Below are 25654 nucleotides of genomic sequence, written 5' to 3' on the forward strand. Positions count from 1 at the left end.
AGCCCTGTCAGGGCGGCCTTCTCGCCATTCGGACCTATTTCCCGCCGGCGCCTGGAACCTATGGGGCCCATGGGGCGATTGTGATCGTACTACCATCGCTTGCCATGACGTCATCCCCCAATGGCGCCCGACGGCGACGCCCGGTGCTGGTCCCGGTCGCCTCTGTGCTGGCCGTAGTGGGCATCGGCGTCACCGCCGCCTTCGGCGGCCTCAAGGAGGCTCCGGACGAACCGCCGCCCACGGCCTCGCCCGGGGACACGATCGACCAGGGGCAGTTCCGCACCCAGTTCATCAAGGCGATCGACACCACGGAGAAGGGCGGCTTCGGCGACCCCAAGCGCTACCTGGAACTCGTCGTCAAGGTCACCAACATGGGCGACGAGACCGCCTCGGTCGGTATCGTGCCGGAACCCGGGAAGGGCTTCCGCCAGACCGGCTCCTTCGCCGGCTCGCTGCTGCGGACCCGCCCCGAGATGAAGAGCGAGTACGGCCCGCGGGCCTCGGTGCTGAGCTACGGCATCGAGAGCCAGCAGCTTCATCCGGGGATCACCACCACGGTCGTGGTGAAGTACGAGCTCCAGCCCACCGCGACCGCACCCGAGGAGATCAGCCTCGACCTCGGCAAATTCGAGAACGAGCCGCTCGGGCTGCTCAACCAGAGTCGTGACTGGATGCTCGCAGGCGAGTACGAGGACGACGACGGCCCATTCCAACCCGAGGTCGCCGCGCGGATCACCCTCCCGGTGCGGAAGGAGGACAGCTGATGGCGCTGGCCCAGGCCGAGAGCCGTACGTCCCGCCGGGCCGCCGCCGGCCGGCCCCGCAGGCGCGGGCTGGGGCGGCGTCTCGCCGCCGGAGTGGCGGGCATCCTGCTCGCTGCGGCGGCCGTCTACGCGCAGCAGAACTTCGCGATGCCCTTCGAGCAGCGCACGTCCTTCCTGACCTACAACGGCCACATCGGGGAGACGGTGACGACCAAGCGCTTCTCCGTGAAGGCCGTGTCGGTCACCGCCGCCCACGCCGTGGACACGACGGACTACTCCGGCAAGGTGAGCAAGGTGGGGACGAGCCATCTGTTCCTGCTGGTCGACGTCACCGCGACCAGCGTCCGGGAGCCGATGAAGCTGAGCAAGCTCAGCCCGCCCCTCCTCCTGAGCGGGGACGGCCGGCGCTACCTGCCCACCGACAAGGTCGACGAGAGCCTGACCCTGTTCAACCGGTACATCCAGCCGGGATTCTGGACGAGCGGACCGCTCGTCTTCGAGGTGCCGAAGGACGCGGTGCCGGGCGCGAGCCTCGTCTTCATCCCGCCCAACAACCCGCTGGTCGTCGACAACTACGCGCCCGAGGCGCAGGTCGACCTGGATCTGTCCGGCGCCGCCGCCGACCGGCTGATCGCGCAGGCGGAGGACTACCACACACTGGCGGGCCCGAGCCGATGACCGAGACGCCCATGGACGGAAACCCGCCGAGGAACGGCCAGGACACCCGCGACTGGTTCGCGCCCCCTCCCGAGCAGCCCACCGACATCGCCTCCGACATCACCTACAGCGGCGCTTTGCCGCCGCGGCCCATGCCGACGGCGCCGCCGTCCATCCCGATCCCTGGGAAGCTGGCCCCGCCGACAGACCAGCTCGTGTGGCCGCCTCCGGAGCCCGAGGGGGAGGACAGATCGACGCAGCCGTTCCCCGCGCTGCGGACGAACCGGCAGCCGCCGCCCCGGGTGCTCTCCCCCACGACGCCTCCCCCCGCGGCCCCTCCCCTCGCCGCGCCACCGGACCCAACCGCCGGGATGCCGCCGGCTGCCCCCACGTACGGCGTGCCGGCGGAACCGCCCGGCGTGGACCTCGCCACGGACGCGTCCGCTTCGCCCGCGCGGCGGCGGACGGGGCTGCTCATCGGCGGAACCGTGCTGTCCGTCGGGCTCGCCGTCGCGGCCCCCTCCTTCTTCGGCTACCAGGCCTACAAGTACGGCCGCCCCGACTACACCGTCCACGTCGTGCCGCCCGGCCAGTCCGGGACCGTGCAGCACGTGTCATGGCAGGTCACCGTCGAGAAGACCAAGGACCCCAGCGGCAAGCCGGAGCGGTCCGACCGCCAGTGGATGAAGATCGTGGCCACCAGGACCGCGCTCGACGCCGAGGGCGCCATTCGTCACGGGGCGCCGTCGGAGGTCAAGCTCACGGACCGGGCCGGGCGCACCTGGCAGGTCGAGACGCTGAACAACGAGACGCCGCCCGACGTCAAGGAGAACAAGGTCGGCACGCCGTACCGGATGGAGATGCTGGGGGTGGTGCCGCCCTCGGTGGCCGACCAGGTCGAGGTCACCCTCCGCCCGAGCACCTACCGGGACGTGCCCGGGCAGTCGGCCAAGGACTTCGTGAAGGACGCCTTCAGCGCGACGGAGAAGGACGATCAGGTTCTGCGGTTCCGGCGGTGACCGGTGACGGGCCGCCCGGTCGGCCGCCTGTCCGTCCGTCGGCCCGGGCCCGGGTCGCGGCCAGGTCGAACGTGGCGGCGATCAGGCACATGGTCACCAGGGTGACGACCAGATCCGTCACGTAGTTGATCGGCACATCGGTCGCGAACCAGAGATACGGCTCCTCGCTCGCGGTGAGATAACGGCCCGCCCTGCCGAGGAAGTCACCGCCGATGTGCAGGCCGACGTAGCACAGCGCGAAGAGGCCGAACAGCGGCGCGCCCCCGCGGGCCGTCAGGCGCAGGGAGTTCAGCAGCGGGATCCAGCGGCCCGTCCACCCGGCGCTCAGCTTGGCCAGCGCCCGCCTCGTCCAGTCATGCGTCCGTTCCAGGTGCACCGCCGCCTGTTCGAGGCGGGTGCCCCTGATCGTGGTCTGGGTGTCCTCCGCGTACGCGCCGTAGACGAGGATGCCGACCGTCAGCCACGCGAGCGGGACGGCCAGGGCGTCGATCACGTACGGCCAGACCTCACCCAGCCACTCCGAGACCTGCTGCCACCCCGGGATGCCGCTCTCCGCCCCGGCCATGAGGTCGTGCCAGGCGGCGACGGCGGACCGCTGACCGATCCAGTCGGAGCGCGCCCCCACGGCCGTCGCGACCGCGTTGATGCCGTAGAAGGCGAACGCCAGCTCGCCGAAGGTGGCGAGCACACCGGAGAAACGGCCGTTCCCCGCCTCGTGGCGGCGGCCGAAGTACCACTTCACCCCGTAGGCGACCATCATCGTCGCGAGGGAGACCTTCGGGTCCAGGTTGATCAGCCCGGCCGCTACCCCGCTGTCGTCTCCGCTGCCCGCGTCGAGCACATACCGGTCCGGCTGCCGCATGATGTCGATGCCCATGAAGTCGCGGGCGTCCTCTGCGACGAATCCCCAGGTCGTGTAGATACCGGCGAAGACGAGCGCGGTCCGGTTGAGGGCGCCCAGCAGGCTCTCCTTGGCCTCGCCGCCGGCGCGCCGGGCCCGGGTCTCCAGCAGCGCCTCGCGGACGACGTACAGCATGCCCACGGTCGTGGCGAGGGACGTCATCACGACGAGCGTGAACAGGAACATCACCAGGACCAGCCGCGCCTGGTACCACGAGCCGTGCGAGACGGTCGCGGCCAGTAGGAGCAGACCCCACCGGACGAGCCGTCCGAGCGAGAACCAGATGATCAGCGGGAGCGCGCACTTCGCGAGGATCCGCAGGGCGTGCAGCGGCAACGCGTACGGCGACAGCATCCAGGCGAACCTGCGGGGGGCGGGCAGTGCGGACGTTCCGGACACCTGCCGCATGTTATCGGCTCCCGCTTCCCCCTATGGCGCGATCACCTTCGCGTGAGCCCGCTACTCGTCGCGCAGCAGCCCCAAGACCTCGTCCGTCGTCGGTGAACGACCGGTCATCCGAAACCGAAAGGCCGGTGCGTTCGCGGGAACGCACCGGCCTCGGGTGAAGCGGTGGATCAGACGGCGACCGAGAGCTGGACGACCTCGCCGAGCTTGGCCTCGACGGCGACGTCCTTGGTGACGCCGCCGCCGGCGATGATGCGGACGGTCCACTGGCCGGGAGCGGCGAAGAAGCGGAAGACGCCCTCGTCGGAGACGACGACCTCGCCGGTGAACTCGCCGCTGTGGTCCAGCAGGCGGGCGTACGCCGTGCCGGCGCCGGAGACGACGCCCTGGATCACGGCCTGGTTGGACAGGTCGATGCCGGCCGGCAGCGCGACGGTCTGCTCAGGAGCAGCGCAACCCTGTGTGGTGGTCATCAGCGGGCCTCTCCCAGCTCGATCGGCACGCCCACGAGCGAGCCGTACTCGGTCCACGAACCGTCGTAGTTCTTGACGTTGGGCTGGTCGAGCAGCTCGTGCAGCACGAACCAGGTGTGCGCGGAGCGCTCGCCGATGCGGCAGTAGGCGATGGTGTCCTTGCCGAGGTCCACACCGGCGCCGGAGTAGAGCTCGCGGAGCTCGTCGTCGGAGCGGAAGGTGCCGTCGTCGTTGGCCGCCTTCGACCACGGGATGTTGCGGGCGGTCGGCACGTGGCCGCCGCGCTGCGCCTGCTCCTGCGGCAGGTGGGCCGGGGCGAGCAGCTTGCCGGTGAACTCGTCGGGCGAGCGCACGTCGACCAGGTTCTGCTTGCCGATCGCGGCGACGACGTCGTCGCGGAAAGCGCGGATGTCGTTGTCGGGCTCCTGCGCCGTGTACTGGGTGGCGGGGCGCTCGACCGCGTCCTTGACCAGCTCGCGGGACTCCAGCTCCCACTTCTTGCGTCCGCCGTCGAGCAGCTTGACGTTCGCGTGGCCGTACACCTTGAAGTACCAGTAGGCGTAGGCGGCGAACCAGTTGTTGTTGCCACCGTAGAGGATCACGGTGTCGTCGTTGGCGATGCCACGGGACGACAGCAGGGCCTCGAAGCCGGCCTTGTCGACGAAGTCGCGGCGGACCGGGTCCTGCAGGTCGGTCCTCCAGTCGATCCTCACGGCACCGCGGATGTGACCCTTGTCGTAGGCGCTGGTGTCCTCGTCGACCTCGACGAGCACGACACCCGGCGTGTCGAGGTTGGCCTCGACCCAGTCGGCGTCCACCAGAACGGCGGAGCGGCTCATTTGATTCTCCCAGGTTGTAGACGGCGGATGAGCAGGTACGTTTCGCAGCCCAGGCAGAAGCCGAACGCTGCGTTGAGGAAGGCGGCCAGCAGTGCCGCTGCTGTCGCACCCAAGGCCAGTGCGGTGATTCCCGCCGCGAATCCGATCAGTCCCACGAGCGCGAACCCCAGGCCGACGATCTGCGCGAATCTCGGCGGCGCCGCGTCCTCCAGCTCGGCTGGCGGCCGCAACCGCGGCCGGACGAACCGGCGGAAGACGAACCCGTACGGCGACGCGTCGGCGGCGCCGAGCGCGAAGACGACCGCCTGTGCGGCGAGCACCCAAGGGTTCTGCGTGACCAGCACGACCGCGAGGACGAACGTGGTCACAGCCGCGTTGAATCGAGGGCCACGAGAATCTATCTGCATCGTGGGACGCTCCTGAAGGATTCTTGGAACGCGGCGCGAAGCCGCAGGAATCACCCTCAGGCGATGCGACAGAGCGATGTCGCGACGCGGCAGAAGTCCACCGCACGCCGCTTCGTGAGCAGCTCTGTCGTGGGAGTCATGGCCACGACAGTACCTTCCGTCTCGACATCTGTCACACCTTGTCCGACGGGTGAGACGGATTTTGAGACGTTCCATCCACGGCGGCACCGAGAGCGGCGATCACGTCGGCCTTGCGCGGCTGGCCCGACGCCCTCTTGACCACGTTTCCCGCGCCGTCGAGGACGAGCACCGTGGGGGTGCGCAGCACCTCGAACCGCCGGACGAGGTCAAGGCGCGACTCCGCGTCGATCTCGACGTGACGCACGCCCGGCACCAGGCCGGCCACCTCGCCGAGGATCCGGCGGGTCGCCCTGCAGGGCTGGCAGAACGCGGTGGAGAACTGCACGAGCGTGGCCCGCTCGCCCAGATCGGCACCGAGATCGGCGGCCAGGACCGCGCCGAGATCGCCTCTCGCCGCCGGGGCGTGTTCCACTGCCCGCACCCTCCCGTCGCGCCGCCCGGGAACCGGCCCGGCGGCCACGTCCAGGACGAGCGTGTCCACCCGGGTCGCGATGCCCGCCATCGCCGTTTGCAACCCTCCGTACGCCGGGGCTGATTCCCGGCCCGGGTCACGGAAAGGTCACAGGACGCTCAGAGCCTGGCGGCGACCAGTGTGCGGCCGTCGGCGCCGGCGAGTTCGACACGCGCGATCTGATCGGGGCTCAGCGCCGTCGAGCCCTCGAAGACCATCTTCGGCCCGCGGTACTCCCCGCGCTCCACCGTCCAGGTGCCGAGGACCGAGACGGTGCCGTCCTTCCCGACCACGCGGAGCGCGCACACCGTCCCCGCGGGCACCCCGGCGACCCTCGCGACGACCTGCGTCCCGCGCTCCTGCGGCACGAGCCGTACGGTCAGCCGCATGTCGCCGTTGCTGCCGCGAGCCTCCGGCGAGGTGGTCACGGTCGCCTCCGCGGGCGGCTGCTCGGCTTTCTTCGCCACGGTGCCGGATGAGGGCACAGGCGAGGCGGAAGCGTCGAAGATTCGCGGGATCTCGTCGTTGCCGGTTCTGGGCGCCTGGGCCGCGGCGGCGTCCGAAGCGGCGTCCGAGGCGGCGCCGCCGGCGGCCGCACTGCCGGCCGCGCCCTCAAGCCTGCTCTCGTACTGCGGGGCCGCGACGGCCGACCCCGCCGCCGTGTCCTGCGACGACGTCTGCGCCGCCGACAGCCAGGCCGTGCCGCCCACGGCCGCGACGACGACGGACGCGGCGAGCGCCAGCAGCACGCGGGACCTGCGCCCCCGCTTCGCCGACGCGGCGACCAGCCGGTCGAGCACGGCGCGCGGCGGCGCGGCGGCGCGCTCGACGTCCTCGGCCGACACGAGCGCCAGCAGGGGCGGCAGCCCCGACAGCGCGGCCAGCTCCGCCCGGCACTCCGCGCAGGTCTCCAGGTGGGCCTCGACCTCGGCGGTCTCCTCGGCGTCGAGCGCCCCGAGGACGTACACGCCGAGTGAGATCCGCACCTCCTCGCAGGTCATGGTGCCAGCCCCCGTTCCTCCAGGGCGAGTTTGAGCGCTCGGAGTGCGTAGTAGGTCCGCGACTTGACCGTCCCCTGCGGGATGCCGAGGATCTCCGACGCCTCCTTCACCGATCTCCCCCGGTAGTACGTCTCCATGAGCACCTCACGGTGCTCCGGCCTGAGTGAGGCCAGCGCCTCCGCGACCCCCCACGACTCGACGGCGCGGTCGAGCTCGTCGTCGGCGGGCAGCACGGCGAGCGCCTCGTCCCCCGTCTCCTGCGGCCTGGACCTGCGGGCACGGTGCTGGTCGACGACGATGTTGCGGGCGACCGTGAACAGCCAGGCGCGCACCGGGCGTCCTTCGAGCACCCCGGGGTTGCGCCAGGCCCGAAGCAGCGTCTCCTGCACCACGTCCTCCGCCCTGCCCGGGTCACTGGTCAGCCGCAGTACGTAGCCGTACAACGGCCCTGCGTGATCCTCGAAAAGCGCGCGTACGAGCTCCTCGTCGGCGGTTCCGGCTGGACTCACACCTTCTTCACGTACGAAACGGCCGGCCGGTTCGGCACTGTGACCATCGTCACGTGGGCCGTCACTTGAAGGAGACATCACTCGCGGTGCCCTGGACCGCGAGTCCCTCACTGGTCGAGGTCACGCGGGTGATGCGCAGGTTCAGCGGCAGGTTCTTCACCGGGACCGTGAAGGAGATGAGCCGCTCGGGGTTCGGCACCGGAATCGCGCCCGCGAGCCGCACGCTCGCCGGGGTGAGCCGGATCCCGTCCTTGATCATTTCGATCTTCATGTCGGCGGTGACCGGCACCTGGTTTCCCAGCACGGTCACGTTGCCCGAGACGCGGAGCTTGTCGTCGCCGGTGCCCTCGACCTTGATGCCCTTCGGCGCGTGGGCGGACAGGGTCTGGCGCGAGATGACCACGGTCCCCACCACGCGGTCGGCCCCGATCTTGGCGGCCGCGGCGTTCTGGATGAGATCGGCGAGCGGGGCGGTCACGCCGTAGAGCGTGGCGTCGATCCGTTCGAGCTGGACACCCTCCCGCTCCACCTCGCCGATGCCGATGGCGATCTCCTCGTATCTGCCGGAGAACGCCTGCGTGAGGAACGGAAGCCCCTTCACCTGCACCGAGGGCGGCTGCGCCAGGTCGTACTGGGCCTCGATCTGGCGGGCGATCTCCCGCTGCACGCCGACCACGGCCACCCGGTCGAGCACGACGAGCAGGATGGCGAGCATAACCACGGCCACGACCAGCTTGCGCATCCGACTCCTCCGAAGGCGCCCGTACGATTCAGCGTAGTGCCCCTGCCCGCGAGATTTGCCCGAGAACGGACAATGTCCGGAGCGACGCACACCCACTCCGGACGCCGTGAGGGGTGAAGCTTGACGGGAGAGGCACGTGCCGCTCATCCCCCGGCGAATGGGGGCAAAACCTCTACCACGAATCCCTCGGGCAGCGTGATCGTGGCGGGGTCGCGGGTGCCCGCCGGGGCGCCGTCGATCAGGAAGGACGACCGGCGCAGCACGCGCTCCAGGGCCGGGTCCCCCCCGATCCGCGCGAGCAGGTCCGCCAGCGTCGCCGCGTCGGCGGCCTCCTCGGGCGTCCCGGCGGCCTCCTTGGCCGCCGCCCAGTAGCGAATCGTCCCCGTGGCCATGGTCAGCCCGCTCCCCTCGTGAGCCGCGTCTCGGTCGGCGTCCGAATCATGTCACCTCCATGAAAGCTCTCCGTCACCGCCACGTTACGGTCTTAAACCACGTGACGTGTTGTTCACACGGGTGACGCGGATTGGACGCAAAGTTCGTGTGGGCTACCCTACGGATTAATGGACTCGGGCGATGTAGCCCCCGGGTCCTTACGTGTTTGTACGGCTGTCGCGGTTTCCAGTGCTGCAAACGGCGCCGAGCCGACATGGTGCGAGGAGGCTCATGTGAGCAATCTGCTCCTGCTGACCAACGCTCTGGAGCCGTCGGCGGAGGTGCTCCCGGCACTCGGACTGCTTCTCCACTCGGTGCGGGTCGCCCCGGCCGAGGCCTCCGCTCTGATCGACGCGCCGCCCGCGGACGCCATCCTGGTCGACGCGCGCCGTGAGCTCGTGCAGGCCAAGAGCCTGTGCCGGCTGCTGCGCACGACCGGTGTCACCTGCCCGCTGATGGCGATCGTGACCGAGGGCGGCCTGGCGGCGATGACGGCGGAGTGGGGCGTGGACGATGTCATCCTCGACACCGCCGGCCCCGCGGAGGTGGAGGCCCGGCTGCGGATGTCCGTCGGGCGGCTGTCGCTGGCCGCCACGGAGGACGTCCCCGACGAGATCCGCAGCGGTGACCTGTCGATCGACGAGGCCACCTACACGGCCAGGCTGCGCGGCCGGGCGCTCGACCTCACGTTCAAGGAGTTCGAGCTGCTCAAGTATCTCGCCCAGCACCCGGGCCGGGTCTTCACCCGGGCCCAGCTGCTCCAGGAGGTCTGGGGCTACGACTACTTCGGCGGCACCCGGACCGTGGACGTCCACGTACGGCGGCTGCGGGCGAAGCTGGGAGCGGAGTACGAGGCGCTCATCGGAACGGTCCGCAACGTCGGCTACCGGTTCGTGCCCGACCGCGGCGGCGAGCAGCAGGCCGAGGCCGAGCCCGCCAGACGCTGACTTCGGCCGGAAAGGCCCGCCCCCGCTGCGGGGGCGGGCCTTCCGGTGTTCTCCGTCCCTTACCGGATGAGGTTGATCCGGCCGGTGGCCGGCGGGGCGATCGGCGAGTGCGCGCCCATGTAGGCGACCAGCGCGTCGATGTCCAGCGGGCCGCTCCACAGGTTGGTGCTCTGCGTGAACACGGTGAAGCCGTCGCCGCCGCCGACGAGGAAGTTGTTGGCGGCCACCCGGATCTGCTGGGTGTCGGTCACCGCGGTGCCGTTGATCTTGATGTCGGAGACCCGCGAGCCCTCCGGCTTGGTGGTGTCGAAGGTGTAGGTCAGCGACGAGGACGGCTGCAGGATCCGCTGGGTGATGCCGCCCGTGGTCGGGTCGACCTTCCAGATCTGCTGCTCCAGCAGCGCCTTCAGCTGGGCCCCGGTGAGCGTGACGACCTGCATGAGGTTGTTGAACGGCTGCACCGTGAAGGCCTCGCCGTACGTCACGACCCCGTCCCCCTCGGCGCCGCTCTGCGGGAAGGTCAGGTCGGCGCGGACGCCGCCCGGATTCATCAGCGCGATCTCGGCGTTGCCGCCGGTCTTGGTCGCCTCCAGCTGCGCGTCGGCGATCAGGTCGCCGAGCGGGGTCTCGCCGACGTTGCCGCCCCGCCCGATCGTAGCGGTGATCTTGCCGATCGGCTTGTTGGCGACGGTCGAGACCCGCTCCTTCCAGGTGTTGATGTACGTCTCGGTGTCGGCGTCCGGGGTGACGGTGCGGGTCACCACGTTGTTCTTGGCGACGACGCTGGAGCGGATGACGTCCTTGGTCCTACGGTCGATCTTGAAGTCGATCTGGGTGATCGCGCGGCCGAACGAGGAGCCCTGGGTGTAGACGCGGTCCTGACCGGCCGGGTCCTTCACCTTGCAGACGTACGCCTGGTGGCTGTGGCCGCTGATGACGAGGTCGATCTGCGGGTCGAGCCCCTTGGCGATGCGCGAGCCGGCGCCGGGGACGACCGGGCACGAGCTGGGGTCCTGGTTGGGAGTGATGCCGTCGCCCTCGTGCACCAGCGCGACCTGCGCCTTGACGCCGTGGCGGGCGAGGAGCTTCGACACCTTGTTGGCGGCCGCGATCTCCTCGGTGAACTTGAGGCCCGCGATGCCGGAGGCGGTGACGATGCTGGGGGTGGTCTGGGTCACCAGACCGATGAAGGCGACCTTCATCCCGTTGATCTTCTTGACGAAGTAGGGCGGCAGGGCGTAGTCGCCGTTCGACTCCTTCTGCACGTTGGCCCCGAGGTAGTCGAAGCTCGTGCCCTTCCACGTCCCGGCCGGGGAGCAGCCGTCGACCGGGTGGCAGCCGCCGTTCATGATGCGCTTGAGCTCGGTGATGCCCTCGTCGAACTCGTGGTTGCCCGCCGAGGAGGTGGCGAGGCCGAGCTGGTCGAGCAGCGCGGCGGTCGGCTCGTCGTGGTAGGCCGCGGACAGCAGCGGCGAGGCGCCGATGAGGTCGCCGGCGCCCACCAGCAGGGTGTTGTCCGTACGCAGTTGCTTGAGGTGCGCGGCCAGGTAGGCGGCTCCGCCGGCGATCGAGTACTTGGCACCGGCGATGCCGGTGAGGGAGCCGTCCGTGTCGGTGAGCGGCCCGTTGGGGTCGAGGATCCGGGAGCCGGACCCGGTCGGGGGCTCCAGGTTGCCGTGCAGGTCGTTGATGGTCAGCAACCGGACGGAGACGGAGGGGTCGGGCTGGTGGCCGTGCCCGGCCGGGTGCTTCGGCCCATGGTTCGTTCCATTGGAGACCGCGGGGGCGGCAGCCTTCGAAGCGGGATCGGCGACGGCCGGGCTCACGGTGAGAGCCGCGGCGCCCAGGATCGCGGCGCCGGCGACGGCCAGTCGCGTCAGGGATGCTCGGGTCATGACCCCCGACAGTAGAACGGCGACCTGATCGGGAAATGGCGCAAAGATAACGATTCAGGGAGGCCACGGCTGGCGTCTATTGCCGAAGCCCCCCGCCGGGGCGCGCCGGCCCCTCGCCTATCGTGCCAGGCATGAACGTACGCGTGGAGATCACGGAAAGTCTCGGCGACGAGCAGGTTACGGCCGTGCTCGCTCTGGTGGAGGCGGCCGCCGAGGCCGACGGGGTGCGACCGCTCAACGAGCACGTGATGCTCCAGGTGCGCTACGGCGGCGTGCCGGGGGCGAGAGCCGTACTGCTGCACAAGGACGGCGACCTCGCCGGATTCGCCCACCTGGACCCGCCCGGCGACCCGGTCGGCCCCGAGGAGGGACCGAGCGGCGAACTCGTGGTGCGCCCGGCCTTCCGCGGGCTCGGCCTGGGCCGGCGGTTGCTCGACGCGGTGCTGGAGGCGAGCGGCGGCAGGCTCCGCCTGTGGGCGCACGGCGACCTGCCCGCCGCCGCCCGCCTCGCCGCGAGCGCGGGCCTGACCCGGGCGCGGTCGCTGTGGCGGATGCGCCGGCCGCTGGCGGAGCCCCTGCCCGCCGCCCCGCTCCCCGAAGGCGTACGGCTGCGCACGTTCGAGCCCGGGCGCGACGAGCAGGCCTGGCTCGCGCTCAACGCGCAGGCCTTCGCCGCCCACCCCGAGCAGGGCTCCTGGACGATCGACGACCTCGAACTGCGCGAACGCGAACCGTGGTTCGACCCCGCCGGCTTCTTCCTCGCCGTACGGGACGACACCCCGGTGGGCTTCCACTGGACCAAGGTGCACCGCGACGGCGACGACGGCGAGCCGATCGGGGAGGTGTACGTCGTGGGGGTCGGGCCCGGCGAACGCGGCACGGGCCTCGGCCGGGCGCTGACGATCGCCGGGCTCGCGCACCTGCGCGGCCTCGGCCTGGCCCGGGTGATGCTCTACGTGGACGAGGAGAACGCCGCGGCGGTCCGGCTCTACGAGTCGCTCGGGTTCACCCGGTGGATCACGGACGTGATGTACCGCCGGTGACGACGGCGGGCCGGTCCCGGGAGAGGGCGCCGGCCCGCCGGGTCAGCCGAGGACGAGGTTGAGGATGAAGTAGCCGATCGCGGCCACGACGGCCGCCGCCGGGATCGTCAGCACCCACGCGGTCACGATGCTGCCCGCGATGCCCCACCGTACGGCCGACAGCCGCTTGGTCGCGCCGACGCCCATGATGGCGCTGGTGATGGTGTGGGTGGTCGAGATGGGCGCGCCGAACCCGAGGGCCGCCGTGTAGAGCACGCTCGCCGCGGCGGCCTCGGCCGCGAAGCCCTGCGGCGGGTCGAGGTGGATGATCCGGCGGCCGAGGGTGCGCATGATCCGCCACCCGCCGGCGTACGTGCCGAGGGAGATCGCGAGCGCCGATGAGGTGATGACCCATTCGGGGATGTGCGAGTCGGGAGAGACGTAGCCGCCGACGACCAGGGCGAGGAAGATCACACCCATCGTCTTCTGCGCGTCCTGCAGGCCGTGACCGAGGGCCATCGCGGCCGCCGACAGCGTCTGGGCGTACCGGAACCCCTTGCTGGCCCGGTGGGGGTTGGCCCTGCGGAAGATCCACAAGATCGCGATCATGATGACCGCGCCCAGGAGGAGCCCCACGACGGGGGACAGCACCATCGGGATGACGACCTTCTCGATCACCCCGCTCCAGTGCACGGACGCGCTCGCCGCCAGTGCCGAGCCGACGAGCCCGCCGATCAGGGCGTGGCTGCTCGACGACGGCAGGCCGAAGTACCAGGTGATGAGGTTCCACACGATGGCGCCGAACAGCGCCCCGCCGACGATGATCAGGCCGTGCCTGCCGTCCGGAGCGTCGATGATCCCCTTCCCCACGGTCGAGGCGACCGAGGTGCCGAGATGGGCGCCGATGAAGTTCATGACCGCCGCCATGAGCAGCGCCACCCGAGGGGTCAGCGCCCGGGTGGAGACCGACGTGGCGATCGCGTTGGCGGCGTCGTGGAAGCCGTTCGTGTAGTCGAACACCAGCGCGATGACGACCACGCTGATGACAAGCGCGAGCTCCACTTAGCTTTCCTTGACCGCGATCGTCTCGACCGTGTTCGCGACGTGCTCGAAGGCGTCCGCAGCGAGTTCGAGCTGCTCGATGACCTCGCGCATCTTCATCACGGTCAGCGCGTCGTACTCACCGCTGAAGAGCTTGGCCAGCAGCCGGCGGTAGATCTGGTCGGCCTGGTTCTCCAGCCGGTTGATCTCGATCCAGTACTCGTTGAGGTGCTGCATAGAGCGCAGGCGCGGCATCGCGTCCGCGGTGAGCTCCGCCGCCCTCTCCAGGACCTCCACCTGGCGTACGACCTCCTTGGGCAGGTGGTCGATCTGGTAGAGGACGATCAGGTCGGCGGCGGCCTCCATGAAGTCCATCACGTCGTCGAGGTTCGACGCGAGGCGGTAGATGTCCTCACGGTCGAAGGGCGTGATGAAGCTCTCGTTGAGCCGGTTCATGATGGCGTGAGTGCGCTCGTCACCCGCGTGTTCGCAGGCGCGCATCTTCTCGGCCAGGGCGTCACGGTCCGAACCGTCGCTGATGATCTCGACCAGCAGACGCGATGCGGTGACGAGGTTGTTCGCCGAGTCGGCGAACAAGTCGTAGTAGCTGTCCTCACGGGGCGTGAGACGCAGGCGCACGTCGTTTCTCCAGTGTGCGGGGACGGTCCGCAGAGAAGGGTACGGGTTACCAGTTGAAATGCGAAGTTCAGGCCATGCAGGCCCACTTGTAACCTACTCTTCCCCTCCCAGCTGCCCGGAAGGGCTCCCGTGACACACTTGTTGCCAGGTTCCGCTCAGATACTCGTCCGGTGGAAGTTGAGGAAGGACCGGCTGGGAGTCGGCCCCCGCTGCCCCTGATAGCGCGAACCGTACCGGTCCGAGCCGTAAGGGAACTCGGCGGGCGAGCTGAGCCGGAACATGCAGAGCTGGCCGATCTTCATGCCGGGCCACAGCTTGATCGGCAGTGTGGCGACGTTCGACAGTTCGAGCGTCACATGCCCCTGGAAACCGGGGTCGATGAACCCGGCCGTGGAGTGCGTGAGCAGTCCCAGCCGGCCCAGGCTCGACTTGCCTTCGAGCCGTGAGGCGATGTCGTCCGGAAGGCTGATCACCTCGTACGTGCTGGCCAGCACGAACTCCCCCGGATGCAGGATGAACGGCTCGTCGCCCTCCGGCTCCACCTGCCGGGTCAGGTCGGGCTGCTCCATCGCCGGGTCGATGTGCGGGTACCGGTGGTTCTCGAACACCCGGAAGTAGCGGTCCAGGCGTACGTCGACACTGGACGGCTGGATCATCACCGGGTCGTACGGGTCGAGCTTCACCCTGCCCGACTCGATCTCGGCGCGAAGGTCACGATCGGAAAGCAGCACGGTGCCAGGCTAGTAGGCCCGTTGAGCGCCGGTGTCAGGGATCTTCGCGTCGGGACTGCAGGAGCACGCCTTGAATCCGCTACAGTAGGGGCAGCGACGGGCTCCACGGCCCGTCACGCGGGTGTAGTTCAATGGCAGAACATCAGCTTCCCAAGCTGACAGCGCGGGTTCGATTCCCGTCACCCGCTCCAAGATCTAAGCGAGCACCTCCGGCAGTAGCCTGAACGCCGCCACATGCCGCGGCCGGATCAGTCCGAAATCGCGCCGGTCGATCGTCGCGATCTGTGTGATTCCCAGACGCTCGGCGGTTGCGACCACGGACACATCGGCAGGGTCGAGGCGAGCATCTTTGTAGAGCCGGACGAGTTCGGCCATACGTCGTACGTCAGCGGCAAGCAGATCGACCAGCTCGAACTCTGCCGTGACGAGATCAAGAAACTGCGCGTGTACGGCCGGTCCCATGTGCCTGTTGATCGTCCAACCGGCCTCGATAAGGACGGTTGAGGGCAGAAGCAACGGCCCTTCCAACTGCTCAAGGAGTCGCACACACGAGGCATGGTGCTTGTCATCGCGATCGACAACGGCGATCAGCGGCCCTGTGTCCAGGAGCGTAGCGGTCACACCGACCGATTGAATCGCTCCGCCAGCAGATCTTCGACCCGTTCTGACAGATCGCCCTCTCCGGATGCGCCGATCCCCGCGATCGACAGCCGACGACGCCGTACCGGCTCCGACAGATCTTCGTTCGCGGCCTCAGCGAGTTCCGGGTCCGTCTTGACCAACCGCAGCAGCCGACCCGCCTGGTCCGGCGACAGCCGATCCACCAGGTGATGAAGCTCCTCATGCGCATGCCCAGCGCTCATGCTCAGAGTCTACGCTCGCGATCTCGCTAGCGTCAGGGACACGGTGGCCGTGCCCGTTGCGTGCCCGATCGGATGGCTATCAGCGGGAAGCCACGGGGACTCACGGTCACGCGACCGCCATAGGCCCAGGTTGTAGTTTTCCCAGCTCAGCTGGCTTGATCTTGAAAGACTTCCCAAGCTGACAGCGCGGGTCCGATTCCCGTCACCCGCTCCACGTACGAAGGCCCAGGTCAGGGATAGTTTCCGCACTCGGGCCTTGATTGTTTCTGACGGTGTTCGATCTTCGCATGCCATTAGCGTGCGGTTAGCCCTTGGTCAGCCCACCGGAGCCAGGCTCTGTTCGCAGTCCAGATCTTCGGTTCATGAGTAACTGGTTCAGGAACAGGCTGAGGAGGCGGGATGAACAGGGTCGTGGTCCTCGGACGGGGTGGCGCGGGCAAGTCCACGCTCGCGGTCCGGCTCGGTGAGGTGCTGTCGCTGCCGGTCGTCGAACTGGACAAGCGCTTCTGGAGCACCGGGCTCTCTCCCACCCCCAAGGAGGAGTGGGAGGTCGTTCAGCGGCGGCTCGTCGATGCGCCCCAATGGGTCCTCGATGGTGACCTGGGCCCCTACGACGTCCTCGACGTCCGTCTACGAGCCGCTGACACGGTGGTCGTCCTGAACTTTCCGCTCTGGCGCTGCGCCTGGCGTGCGCTGCGCCGATCCCGCGAGGGTCTGACCTTCTGGCGCTGGGTCCTCACCTACCGGTGTCGCGCTCTGCCCCTTGTGATGGACGCGATCGCCGAACACGCGGGCACCGCCGAACTCCATGTGCTGAAGAACCCCGACGGAGTCGAACGGTTCCTGGCCAGGGCGAACGGGGCCACGCTCCGGCCCTAGCAGCCCGGCCGGGCCGTCGCCCTCGTCGTCATCACGCCGCATGATCTGCCGGTCGATGGCGTCCGTGATCGTCTTGTCGGCACCCCGTACGGCGTGCTGGTAGATCCGCGCGTCGCGGACGTTGTCGTGCCCCATCCGGGCCGTGAGGTCCTTGAGCCCCGCGCCCGACTCGGCGGCGAGCATGTTGCCGGTGTGACGCAGATCATGGAAGTGAAGGCCAGGGAGACCCATCTCCTTGACCACGTCCACCCAGCACCTACGGGTGTTGAAGCCGCTCCGCCGCAACGGGCCACCCTTAGCGCCGGGGAAGAGGAGCGTGTCGGGATCGTCCTGGACGTAGCTTGTAAGCTGCTCACGCAGCGCGGAGACGATCGCTTGCGGAATGCCCACGCTCCGCCGTCCTGCCTTCAAGTCGGCGGCGCTGCGCGCCGCCTCGCGGCCTGTCGCTCGCTCGGCGGCCGGGCGTGCGGACTGGGGAACGATCCCGCCGCCGGCAGCTCGGGCCGCCCGCCATATTCCGCCTGCATATGCCAGCACCGCATCATCGCGACCGGTTCACCGTGTTCGAGTCAAAAGGTACGTTTGCCAGCGATCGTCGAGTTCACCGATCTTCTTGCGTAGCACGCGCGCATCCCTCGTTGGGCAGACTTGGATGACGGCGTCCAAGAACTCGTAAAGCTCCAGAGGATCTGGACAGCAGAGCATCTCCCCGCACGACTGCGCTGGATCAAAGCGGTGATCCCAGGGGTCCTGTAAGAACAGCAACCAGGCGCGCAATGCTTCTGCCGCGGCGCCTGGCCAGTAGCGCTTACGCTCCAGATGAGCGACTGCGAGATCACCCCGCCGGGACAAACCGGAGATGACCTCGGGCTGAGCGCCGGTTACCTGCTTGGGGCGCGGAGCACCGGCCCGAACCTGCGCCGGGCGTCTACGCGCCACGGTCCTTTCGCTTGATCGACATGGGCACCATCTTGTCACGCGCTGGACTCCGGACAAGACCTCGCCTCCGGCGGGGCACTCCGGCTCCGGGTGATCTCCCAGGGCCTGCTCAGCCTGACTGACCATAAGTGGCTGAGGTAGGGGCCTGATCACCCCGCCCCCCATCGACCCGGGACAAGCCGAGCAGACCAAGGCCGCTTTCCCTTCGGGCGGGTCGACGGCACACGGGGTGATCAGGAGCGCGGACAGTACGCGCCGCGCATGTAGGGCCACGGGAGGGCTCCTCCTCGTACGCTGGCCTGCGTGGACCCCCGATCGGTGGACCGGGCTGCAATTCCCGGCCCGAAGTGGTACTCGCCCCAATGCGTGGCGGAGGCGTTCAGGGCCTTGATGCGGACGACATGGGCTGACCAGGATCCGGGCGCCGGTATTCGCTCAGCCGTCGGTAATGATCACGCGGGCACGCTCTACCCAGCTGCTGTCGTAGGCACAGATGTGTTGCTGCACATCATTTCCACCTGTCCGGGCGCACCGAGGAACGCCGCCCTGCACATCCTGTTGGATTGGTGGGGGTGCTTCCAGCCCGAACCGGGTTTCGAAGCGTACACAGATCAGGACGGACATCGAGTCGAAATCATCCCCACAATCATGCAGCGGTTAGAGCAAGCAGCCGACACCATGCGCGTCATCGCAGAGCACGACACGCAGGCGCGAGGGCTAGTCCGAGAACTACTCCGCAGCCTCGACCGAGGATGGATTGTCGAGGAGCCCAGCCCGTAGGCAGTTCGCCGGGCCACCAGCGGGCCATTAAGGAGGGTAACGAGGGGCAACCACGGTCATCTATGACCAGCTCAATGCCCAGCTCAGTGGCTTGTCCCGCGCCTGCACGAAGCGGCCGTTGGCCGAGGCGTCGAAGTCCTTGACCGCCTCCACCTCGCTGACGAGGTAGCAGCCGTGCGGGAAGACCATGTCGAAGCTGACGGTGATCGGACCCAACCCTGCTAGGTCAAGTGCCTGAGCAGAGTAACTTCGAGCGCACCAGCTCGCGTCCGACTACGAAAACGTCGGTGTCCCTTGTCAGGATGATCAGGACTTCCCCAGTGCGAGGAGACGCGAGCACCTTGAGCGCTGCCGGCAAAAGCAAGGCCACGACGGGCGAGTACGCGTGGTGGGGCCAGTCTCGCTGGCCGGAGTTCTGTTTCAGCTTCATAGCCGGGCTCACACCGGAAGACCTGCTACGTCGGCTGGGGTTGACGGAGGACCCCGATCAGGAAGGCTTCGCTACGGTCGAAGTGGGCCGCGCCGAAGGTGGATCGGTCATGGTGGAATGGGGTGGCGCTGCCGGAATCCTGCGGGACGTGGTGCGGGACCTGTCAGCTGGTACGTCGATGGCCAGTATCTCCCGCAACGTCAACCATCACTCCCACTTCGTCCATGCCATCGACGGCCGGACTGTCGCCTACCTCGATCCGATGTTCCCGCACTGGACCCTGAGCGCCGATCCTGGACGGCTACGCCAAGACCTCGAAGAGCTCGGCATGCTTCCAGAGTTCGACCCTGATGACGACGACTTCTTCCCTCAATACATCGAGGCCGCACTGGCGCTCGCCGAACGATGCACCGGCGTACGTCTAGAACGCCGCCACCTTCAGCCCGGCGCCCTGCCCTACTGCACATCGATCGCCCGCTAGTACGAAGCACCCGAAGGCACGTTCCCGGAATTGGCCGGATACTCCGATCAGTAGCGAAAGCCGAGCCTCAGATGATCAGAGGCTCCGCTTCGTTGACGTCGGTCACCGGGTGAGGCGGCGCCTGCTCACCACCCTCGCCGGCGACGACCGCCTGGCGGTCCGAAGGCACGCCACGTGACCGTCACGCGCGCGTCTGGCGTGCCAGGTCCGTCTGGGTGGTCAGGCTCACGAGCATCGCGGTGAGTCCTGCCTGGAGCCGCGACTCCAACCGCAGCTTGGCGAGAATCGCGGTGATGTGCCGTTTGGCCGTACGTTCGCTGATGGACAGCATTCTGGCGATGGACCGGTTGTCGTAGCCGAGGCCGAGCAGTTCGAAGACCGACGCCTCCCGGGCCGTCAACGACGGGGCGAGCGACAGCGCCGCGGCGATCGGCGAAGGAAGGGCGTCATTCCCGATGCTGACGCATCCCCGGACGTCCTGGGATCCGCACGTCGTGCAGCCGCTCAGCGCAGGACCCGCCGCCCGCCGCGGCCCGAGCCTGGCGTGCCGACGCCTGGCCGTCCCGCTGTCGATCGCGGACCCCGGACTCCGATCAGGAGGAGCGAACATGACGTAATGCTGTGGGATCGCAGTATCGATGCGGTTTGCTCCCGGTGTAGTTCCGGTAGTCCCGTCATCATCCGTGTTCGGCAGCCGGGGCCGCCGACGTCGACCGTTCCGCGGCGGCCAGGGCGGCCCTCGCGTAGACACCGGCGATCAGGATGAGCAGGCCTGACAGAGCGAGGATCGAGTCGATCGGCCCGAACCGCACCCCGGCCAGCGAGCCGTCGAGGTTGCGCAGGTCGGTGCTGGCCAGCCAACCGGCGGCCGACGCGGCCAGCATCGAGGCGAGTTGCGTGACCGGATAGAACACGGCCATGACCCGGCCCAGATACTCCTTCGGCGCGGCGGCGAGCAGCAGTGGCGTCATCGCCGTGTTGAGCATGGTGATGGGAACCACGAACAGGGAGAGCACGATGAGACCGCCGAGGAACTCGGTCTGCCGTGTATAGGTGAGCAGCAACGCGCCGCTCACGATCAGGCCGATCCACGCGGTCCTCCGAGCGCCGATCCACTGCACGACCCTCCCGGCGCACAGCGCGCCGATGATCCCGCCGATGCCCTCCGCCGTGCCGAGGTAGCCGAACAGATGAGATGGCGAGTGCAGGTTGTCGGTGAGGAAGAACACGTTCAACGTGTTCAGGGCGCCCAGCCCGCACTGGCCGATCACCGCGAGGGTCAGCAGGGCGACCAGAAACCTGCTGCCGGCGAAGAAGCGCAGGCCGACGACGAACTCCTTGCGCAGCCCGGGCGGCGAGCCGTCCGATCTGCCCGGGTCGGGGGCGGAGTCGCGGCGAACCGAGCGGATGACGGCGTAGGACACGGCATAGGACGCCGCGTTGAGGAGCAGCGCCCATTGCAGCCCGACGCTGAACATCAGCGGCGCGGCGAGCGGCGGGCCGACGATGGCGATGGCCCCGGCCGTGCCCTGGGCGATGCCCGCCGCCCGGGCCCGGTCGGCCTCGCCTGTCACGATGTCCCTGATGATGGACAGGCGCGCGGGCCCGAAGAACTGACCCGTGGCGTTCAGCACGAGGACGGACGTGTAGATCAGTGCGAGCCAGGCCCAGACCGGGATCGCATCGGCGGGCAGGAGCGCCACCACCGTCAAAAACGCCACCAGAACGCCGCGGATCACCTCGGTGCCGAGCATGGTGCGCATCTTGTCCCACCGGTCGACGAACACCCCGGCGATCGGACCCACGAACAGCACCGCGCCGCCCACTGCCAGCAGGATGCCGCTCACCGCCGCGGGCGCCCACGACTGGTCCTTGGCCAGGACATCGGCCACCCACAGGACGAGGGTGGTGCTGAAGACGACGTCTCCCGTGGACGAGACGGCCTGCCCGTACCACAGGCGGGCATAGTCGCGATTGATCAGGAACCGGTGCTTGACAGTGGCCGGCACGAGAGGACCAGGGCTACCGGCGGCGCGACGCGGACAAGGTGATCATCGTAGCCATGGCGGTCACGAGAGTCGTGTGATAGGCCTTCCGGAAGACCTCGACCGCCGACGCCGACTCCGGTGGCCGCTGGGCGGCGTACCGTCCGGGAATGGCCCCGCTGGGCAGCTGGGCCTCCAGGAGGTTCCGTATCGCGGCCAGACCGGACCGGGTGCGGGTCGGATCCTCGCCGACGAGGGACTGCGAGAGCAGGAACTCCCCGACGAGATCCCAGTAGTCGATCTCCACGAAGTGGGTCGTCAGTTCGTCGAGGACCTGGAAGATCCGCCTCCGCTCGTCGTCGGTGAAGCCGGGGTCCCGGGCGCCGAAGTCGCTCAGGTGGAACAGGATGTGCGTGATGACGTAGGCGTCCTCGATGTCGACCGGATACGTCGTGGTCCAGTCGGCGAGGAGGGTGCTCTCGTACAGCTCCCGGTACGAAGGGAAGTCGTGGCGGAGGCCGGCGCGTTCCGCGTAGTAACGGGTTTCGAGGCGCACGTGCGGCGACCTGCCGTAGAGCGGGAAAAAGCCGCCGGGAGCCAGCTCCCCGAGGACGGCCCAGTGGCGCCCGTCGGTGAGCCCGGGGGGTGCCAGCGCGCCGAAGGCCAGGCCGTACGCCCGGTAATACCTGGGCATGGCCGTCAGCTGCCGTGGGAAGTCCGGGTCATGCCAGATCTTCCGGACGGTCGCGGCCACCTTCGCCAGATCCTCGTCGTCGGGCCGCAACCTCGTCCAGATCGCACAGAGCTGCGCCAGTTCCAGGCACGCCTTCACCTTGGGTGTGACGGGCAGCCCCGAATACGACGGATCGAGGTACTCCAGGTTGTCGCTGATCCAGCGCCTGGCCCCGGCCGACAGCCGCTCCAGGTCGCCGGTCGCCCTCTCGTCCGCGTAGGTCGTCGCAGGTTCGGTCATCCATCTGCCCCTTTCGAGAGCCATCATGTTTCGAGAGGCATCGTGTCCACGGCCCGGTCCGCGGGTCAGTGCGGCTTCCGGGCCACCCGGGCACAGGAGAGTTCGACGACGTCGGCCGCGCGTGAGGCGCTGTCGGCCGAGGCCAGCCTGCGGCCGAGAGCCGCGGCGCGTTTCCGCAGCCCCGGGTCCTCCCAGGCCAGGTGGAGCATCTTCCACGGATCGGAGTCCGTGTCCTCCAGTGCGTACACCGCGACCCCGGCCCGGACGCACGCCGCGGCCAGCAGCGGCTGCTCGGACCCGTTGGGCGTCACTCCGAGCGGCCGTCCCTGCAGTAGCGCGGCCAGCACCGGCGCCGACGTGCCGCTGGTCAGCACCAGTCCGGCCCGGTCGACGAACGGCCCCATGTACGGCCTGCGCACGAGCAGCATGTCCGCGCCGGGGTCAGGGCGGGGATCCAGCGTCCGGCCCTGCTCGACCAGGGCCTGGAACGGGCCGCCGGTGAAGGCCGAGTTGAGCCGCGGCCACTGGACCTTCCCTCCGAAGAAGCGACCGAGATGCACGTAGACGACGGGCTTGCCCACCCGGTCGAGATGTTCCATCACGGTGTCGACGTCGGCCCCGTCCGCCGTCGGCTCCCACGCCAGCGGTCCGACGTGGTGCACGCGCTCGGGCAGCACCGCGCCCGGGTACTCGAAGACGGGATCACCCCGCAGCAGCAACGCCGCGCCGAACAGCGGGCTCTCCGGCCGCGGGTCGCTCCGTGCGGCCAGGCCGACCTCCGCGCGCAGCTCGCGGTAGTACTGAAGGATCTCGCGTGACCGCGCTTGCCTGCTCATTCCGGGCTGCGGCTCGTCGTGGCCTCCGGCCGCGTAGTTCAACAGGTGGGCCGACAGCCCCAGCACCACCGCCGGGATGTCCAGCGCCTCGGCGGCGAGCAGTGCTCCATGGCACAGGACCGAGGTGACGAGCACGTCGGCCCGGACCTGCCGGGCTGCTCGGAGGGCGGCCCGGAACTGCGCCGGCCCCCCGTCGCGCCACCTGGCGACCGAGAACCCCCGCTGCCCGCCGTACCGCTCCGCCGTCAGGTACGGCAGGCCGGATTCGGCCACGATCTGCGCGGCCGAGGTCCTGCCCAGCACGCAGACGGTGTTCCCCCGCCGTTCGAGCTCGCGTCCGGCCGCGATCGCCGGATACAGATACCCCCCGTCGCTCAGCGGGCAGAGCAGGACGTTCATGCCGGACTCACCCCGAGGTGGGCGGCGAGGAAGGCCAGGCAGTCGGCGAACAGCGCCACCCCGCTGGACGCGGCGCGAACCCCGTGGCCCACCCCCCGCTCGAACCGGAACAGCGCCGGGCCCTTCCCCGACGTGGCGTGCTGGAGCGCGGCGCACATCTTCCGCGCGTGCAGCGGATCCACCCTGGTGTCACCGTCGGACGCGGTGAACAGGACCGGGGGGTACGCGACGTCCGGGACGACGTGATGGTAGGGGGAGTACGACAGCAGCGTCCGCGCCTGGCCGGGGTCGGCGGCGCTGCCGTACTCCGGGACCCAGCTCGGCCCGAGCCCGTGGAGCTCGTAACGGGCCATGTCCAGGAGCGGAGACATGCACACGGCGGCCGAGTACTTTTCGGGGTGCTGCGTGAGCGCCACGCCCACGAGGAGGCCGCCGTTGGAGCCGCCTATGATCGCGAGCTGGCCGGGCCTGGTCCAGCCCGCCTCGACCAGATGGTCGGCAGCGGCGTCGAAGTCGTCGAAGGTGTTCTGCTTTCTCGGCCCGCGGCCGGCACGGTGCCACTCCTCGCCCTCCTCGCCGCCCCCGCGCAGGCACGCGGTGGCGAAGATCCCGCCCGCCTCGACCCAGGCGACGATCAGAGGCGAGTAGCGCGGCGACATCGACACGCCGAAGCCGCCGTATCCCATGAGGATGGCGGGGCGCGGACGATCGGGGGCACCCGACGGGGACGCCACGAACATCCGTACCGTCGTGCCGTCCGCGGACCGGCAGGTCTCCAGGCCGGCCTTCACGCGAGGAGCGCCGATCCCCGGCGCCGGCGACCACGGCCCGACCTGGCCCGTTCGCGCGTCGTAGTGGAGCACCAAGGGAGGCGTGGCGTAGTCGGTGTAGGGGAACCAGGCTTCGTGTCCCGCTTCCGGCCGTACCGAGATCCGCCCGATGGAACCGACGCCGGGCAGCGGGACGGTCCCCAGCTCACGGCCGTCGGTCAGGTCGTGGACGGTGATCTCCGCGGCCGCGTGGCGGATCCAGGAGACCAGCCCGATCGGCCGCGCGAGCTCCGGGCCGCTGAGGACGGTGAGGTCGTCCAGCACCGCGTCGGGGCGTTCGGCGATCAGCTCACGCCAGGCTCCAAGCGCCGGGTCCGCCGGGGTGCACACGACGACGCGTCCGCGAGCGGCGTCCCTGTCGGTGCGCAGCCACATGGGGTCGTGCGGACCGGTGCCCGGGGCGATGCGTACCCGGGTGCGGCCCTGTCCGGCTTCCTGGACCGGCCGCAGGTCCGGACATCCGGGCGGGCTCGTGGACAGGTCGGCCAGGTAGACCGCCGCGCCGCGGTCGGTGCCGGTCGCGGCGGTGACGGTGAGCCATCGGCCGTCCGGTGTGACGGCCACGGTGTAGAACTGGGTTCTCTCCCGGCCCTCGCCGAACACGAGGACGTCGGTATCCGGCTCGGAGCCGACCTTGTGCAGGTAGATTCGGCGCTGGTAGAGCGCCTCCGATGCCAGGCGGCCCACGTAGTAGAAGGCCTCGCCACCCGGTAGCCATCCGATCGACGTCCGGCGCACCCGGTCGATGGGCCCGTCGGCGACCGCCCCGGTGGCGACGTCGAGCACCCACAGCGTCGCGTCCTCGGTGCCGTCGCGGGAGATCAGACAGGCGAGCCGGTCGCCCTCCACGGACGGCTCCCAGGACTCGAGCACGGTACGGCCGGCCGGATCCAGCGCACGCACATCCAGCAGGGGCCGCTCGGCCTCCCCCTCGCGGACGTAGAGCACCGGGTGGTCCTGTCCCGCGTCCCGTCGCTCGACGAAGATCCGGGAACCGCGCGCCTTCGGGGTGATGACGAGGTCGGTGGCGTTGAGCGCCGCCAGCTCCGCCCGCCACCGGTCCGCGTCCGGCCACGTCGCCCGTTCCGCTTGGTAGAGAACCTCCTGCTCCGCGGTCCACCGCAGTGTCCTGGGGTCCTCGGAGTCCTCGAGCCAGCGGTAGGGATCAGGCACGCGCCGCCCGTGCAGCTCTTGGACGACGTCGTCGCGGGGCGCGTCCGGGTACCGGCGGGACGATGGCATCG

General features: G+C 69.4%; 29 protein-coding genes, 1 tRNA gene and 1 pseudogene. 8 read left to right on the top strand and 23 right to left on the bottom strand.

Annotation, left to right across the window (positions count from 1 at the left end; genetic code table 11):
- The first annotated feature begins 104 nt into the window (after positions 1 to 104).
- From HHX37_RS34215 to HHX37_RS34225, 3 genes are read left to right on the top strand one after another with little or no spacing between them, the layout of a single operon-like run.
- Complete coding sequence (locus tag HHX37_RS34215; protein ID WP_182888046.1) at positions 105 to 764, top strand: hypothetical protein; 660 nt, start codon at positions 105 to 107, stop codon at positions 762 to 764.
- Complete coding sequence (locus tag HHX37_RS34220; RefSeq protein ID WP_182888047.1) at positions 764 to 1441, top strand: DUF4352 domain-containing protein; 678 nt, start codon at positions 764 to 766, stop codon at positions 1439 to 1441. The genes HHX37_RS34215 and HHX37_RS34220 overlap by 1 nt, the downstream gene beginning before the upstream one ends.
- Positions 1438 to 2439: a hypothetical protein gene (locus tag HHX37_RS34225; protein ID WP_182888048.1), complete on the top strand. Its 1002-nt coding sequence runs from the start codon at positions 1438 to 1440 to the stop codon at positions 2437 to 2439. The genes HHX37_RS34220 and HHX37_RS34225 overlap by 4 nt, the downstream gene beginning before the upstream one ends.
- On the opposite strand, the gene HHX37_RS34230 is transcribed toward HHX37_RS34225, so the two are convergent.
- From HHX37_RS34230 to HHX37_RS34270, 10 genes are all read right to left on the bottom strand, one after another.
- A complete protein-coding gene (locus HHX37_RS34230) occupies positions 2393 to 3739 on the bottom strand; it encodes a hypothetical protein (RefSeq protein ID WP_182888049.1) in 1347 nt (448 codons plus the stop codon). The two genes, HHX37_RS34225 and HHX37_RS34230, sit on opposite strands and share 47 nt — an antisense overlap.
- A gap of 176 nt (positions 3740 to 3915) precedes the next feature.
- Positions 3916 to 4218 carry a DUF1416 domain-containing protein gene (locus tag HHX37_RS34235; protein ID WP_111697714.1) on the bottom strand — a complete coding sequence of 101 codons (303 nt, stop codon included), beginning with the start codon at positions 4216 to 4218 and terminating at the stop codon, positions 3916 to 3918.
- On the bottom strand, positions 4218 to 5057 hold the full coding sequence (locus HHX37_RS34240; protein ID WP_111697715.1) for a sulfurtransferase: 840 nt from the start codon (positions 5055 to 5057) through the stop codon (positions 4218 to 4220). Before HHX37_RS34240 ends, HHX37_RS34235 begins: the two co-directional genes overlap by 1 nt.
- A complete protein-coding gene (locus tag HHX37_RS34245) occupies positions 5054 to 5464 on the bottom strand; it encodes a DUF4395 domain-containing protein (protein WP_182888050.1) in 411 nt (136 codons plus the stop codon). The genes HHX37_RS34240 and HHX37_RS34245 overlap by 4 nt, the downstream gene beginning before the upstream one ends.
- A gap of 56 nt (positions 5465 to 5520) precedes the next feature.
- Entirely contained in the window at positions 5521 to 5604 is an 84-nt protein-coding gene (locus HHX37_RS38335) for a putative leader peptide (RefSeq protein ID WP_396777579.1), read from the bottom strand.
- A gap of 32 nt (positions 5605 to 5636) precedes the next feature.
- Positions 5637 to 6107 carry a thioredoxin family protein gene (locus tag HHX37_RS34250; protein WP_182888051.1) on the bottom strand — a complete coding sequence of 157 codons (471 nt, stop codon included), beginning with the start codon at positions 6105 to 6107 and terminating at the stop codon, positions 5637 to 5639.
- A 68-nt stretch (positions 6108 to 6175) separates the two neighbouring features.
- A complete protein-coding gene (locus HHX37_RS37415) occupies positions 6176 to 7057 on the bottom strand; it encodes an anti-sigma factor family protein (protein WP_259406958.1) in 882 nt (293 codons plus the stop codon).
- Positions 7054 to 7566 (bottom strand): sigma-70 family RNA polymerase sigma factor, encoded by a 513-nt coding sequence (locus HHX37_RS34260; RefSeq protein WP_244301829.1) that lies wholly within the window; start codon positions 7564 to 7566, stop codon positions 7054 to 7056. Before HHX37_RS34260 ends, HHX37_RS37415 begins: the two co-directional genes overlap by 4 nt.
- A gap of 61 nt (positions 7567 to 7627) precedes the next feature.
- Positions 7628 to 8308, bottom strand: coding sequence for a DUF2993 domain-containing protein (locus HHX37_RS34265; protein ID WP_182874165.1), 681 nt, complete (start codon positions 8306 to 8308; stop codon positions 7628 to 7630).
- A gap of 143 nt (positions 8309 to 8451) precedes the next feature.
- Positions 8452 to 8700, bottom strand: coding sequence for a MoaD/ThiS family protein (locus HHX37_RS34270; RefSeq protein WP_138460561.1), 249 nt, complete (start codon positions 8698 to 8700; stop codon positions 8452 to 8454).
- Between the two features lie 273 nt (positions 8701 to 8973).
- On the opposite strand from HHX37_RS34270, the gene HHX37_RS34275 reads away from it, so the two are divergent.
- On the top strand, positions 8974 to 9687 hold the full coding sequence (locus tag HHX37_RS34275) for a winged helix-turn-helix transcriptional regulator (protein ID WP_182888052.1): 714 nt from the start codon (positions 8974 to 8976) through the stop codon (positions 9685 to 9687).
- A 59-nt stretch (positions 9688 to 9746) separates the two neighbouring features.
- On the opposite strand, the gene HHX37_RS34280 is transcribed toward HHX37_RS34275, so the two are convergent.
- Positions 9747 to 11582 carry a bifunctional metallophosphatase/5'-nucleotidase gene (locus HHX37_RS34280; protein WP_182888053.1) on the bottom strand — a complete coding sequence of 612 codons (1836 nt, stop codon included), beginning with the start codon at positions 11580 to 11582 and terminating at the stop codon, positions 9747 to 9749.
- 131 nt (positions 11583 to 11713) lie between these two features.
- Here HHX37_RS34280 and mshD point away from each other — a divergent pair, with 131 nt between their 5' ends.
- On the top strand, positions 11714 to 12625 hold the full coding sequence (gene mshD / locus HHX37_RS34285; RefSeq protein WP_182888054.1) for a mycothiol synthase: 912 nt from the start codon (positions 11714 to 11716) through the stop codon (positions 12623 to 12625).
- 42 nt (positions 12626 to 12667) lie between these two features.
- Here mshD and HHX37_RS34290 read toward each other — a convergent pair whose 3' ends face one another.
- The 3 genes from HHX37_RS34290 to dcd all read right to left on the bottom strand — a co-directional run bounded on the left by HHX37_RS34290 (position 12668) and on the right by dcd (position 15015).
- Positions 12668 to 13666 (bottom strand): inorganic phosphate transporter, encoded by a 999-nt coding sequence (locus HHX37_RS34290; RefSeq protein ID WP_182877803.1) that lies wholly within the window; start codon positions 13664 to 13666, stop codon positions 12668 to 12670.
- A complete protein-coding gene (locus HHX37_RS34295; protein WP_036328787.1) occupies positions 13667 to 14284 on the bottom strand; it encodes a DUF47 domain-containing protein in 618 nt (205 codons plus the stop codon).
- A 155-nt stretch (positions 14285 to 14439) separates the two neighbouring features.
- Positions 14440 to 15015, bottom strand: coding sequence for a dCTP deaminase (gene dcd, locus HHX37_RS34300; RefSeq protein WP_182879548.1), 576 nt, complete (start codon positions 15013 to 15015; stop codon positions 14440 to 14442).
- Positions 15016 to 15132: 117 nt separating this feature from the next.
- Here dcd and HHX37_RS34305 point away from each other — a divergent pair.
- A tRNA-Gly gene (locus HHX37_RS34305) sits at positions 15133 to 15206 on the top strand.
- A gap of 4 nt (positions 15207 to 15210) precedes the next feature.
- Here the strand turns inward: HHX37_RS34305 and HHX37_RS34310 are convergent.
- Together HHX37_RS34310 and HHX37_RS34315 are read right to left on the bottom strand one after the other, a co-directional pair.
- A complete protein-coding gene (locus HHX37_RS34310) occupies positions 15211 to 15636 on the bottom strand; it encodes a type II toxin-antitoxin system VapC family toxin (protein ID WP_182888055.1) in 426 nt (141 codons plus the stop codon).
- Positions 15633 to 15878 carry a hypothetical protein gene (locus HHX37_RS34315; RefSeq protein WP_169953045.1) on the bottom strand — a complete coding sequence of 82 codons (246 nt, stop codon included), beginning with the start codon at positions 15876 to 15878 and terminating at the stop codon, positions 15633 to 15635. Before HHX37_RS34315 ends, HHX37_RS34310 begins: the two co-directional genes overlap by 4 nt.
- A gap of 399 nt (positions 15879 to 16277) precedes the next feature.
- Here HHX37_RS34315 and HHX37_RS37420 point away from each other — a divergent pair, with 399 nt between their 5' ends.
- Entirely contained in the window at positions 16278 to 16757 is a 480-nt protein-coding gene (locus HHX37_RS37420) for an adenylate kinase (RefSeq protein WP_182888056.1), read from the top strand.
- 102 nt (positions 16758 to 16859) lie between these two features.
- Here HHX37_RS37420 and HHX37_RS38340 read toward each other — a convergent pair.
- Together HHX37_RS38340 and HHX37_RS37425 are read right to left on the bottom strand one after the other, a co-directional pair.
- Positions 16860 to 17294, bottom strand: a pseudogene (locus HHX37_RS38340) (tyrosine-type recombinase/integrase); the annotation flags it as partial.
- A 1242-nt stretch (positions 17295 to 18536) separates the two neighbouring features.
- Positions 18537 to 18692, bottom strand: coding sequence for a hypothetical protein (locus HHX37_RS37425; protein WP_259406959.1), 156 nt, complete (start codon positions 18690 to 18692; stop codon positions 18537 to 18539).
- 125 nt (positions 18693 to 18817) lie between these two features.
- Between HHX37_RS37425 and HHX37_RS34330 the strand changes: the two genes are divergently transcribed.
- Positions 18818 to 19387 (top strand): DUF6461 domain-containing protein, encoded by a 570-nt coding sequence (locus HHX37_RS34330; protein WP_182888057.1) that lies wholly within the window; start codon positions 18818 to 18820, stop codon positions 19385 to 19387.
- A 181-nt stretch (positions 19388 to 19568) separates the two neighbouring features.
- Here HHX37_RS34330 and HHX37_RS34335 read toward each other — a convergent pair whose 3' ends face one another.
- The 5 genes from HHX37_RS34335 to HHX37_RS34355 all read right to left on the bottom strand — a co-directional run bounded on the left by HHX37_RS34335 (position 19569) and on the right by HHX37_RS34355 (position 25652).
- Entirely contained in the window at positions 19569 to 19997 is a 429-nt protein-coding gene (locus tag HHX37_RS34335) for a response regulator transcription factor (RefSeq protein ID WP_182879539.1), read from the bottom strand.
- 67 nt (positions 19998 to 20064) lie between these two features.
- Complete coding sequence (locus HHX37_RS34340) at positions 20065 to 21396, bottom strand: MFS transporter (protein ID WP_182888058.1); 1332 nt, start codon at positions 21394 to 21396, stop codon at positions 20065 to 20067.
- Positions 21397 to 21409: 13 nt separating this feature from the next.
- Positions 21410 to 22345: a DUF6895 family protein gene (locus HHX37_RS34345; RefSeq protein ID WP_182888059.1), complete on the bottom strand. Its 936-nt coding sequence runs from the start codon at positions 22343 to 22345 to the stop codon at positions 21410 to 21412.
- A gap of 65 nt (positions 22346 to 22410) precedes the next feature.
- Entirely contained in the window at positions 22411 to 23580 is a 1170-nt protein-coding gene (locus HHX37_RS34350; RefSeq protein ID WP_182888060.1) for a glycosyltransferase, read from the bottom strand.
- Entirely contained in the window at positions 23577 to 25652 is a 2076-nt protein-coding gene (locus HHX37_RS34355; RefSeq protein WP_182888061.1) for a prolyl oligopeptidase family serine peptidase, read from the bottom strand. Before HHX37_RS34355 ends, HHX37_RS34350 begins: the two co-directional genes overlap by 4 nt.
- Between the last annotated feature and the right edge of the window lie 2 nt (positions 25653 to 25654).

Source organism: Microbispora sp. H10885, assembly GCF_014161415.1.
Lineage (GTDB): Bacteria > Actinomycetota > Actinomycetes > Streptosporangiales > Streptosporangiaceae > Microbispora > Microbispora triticiradicis.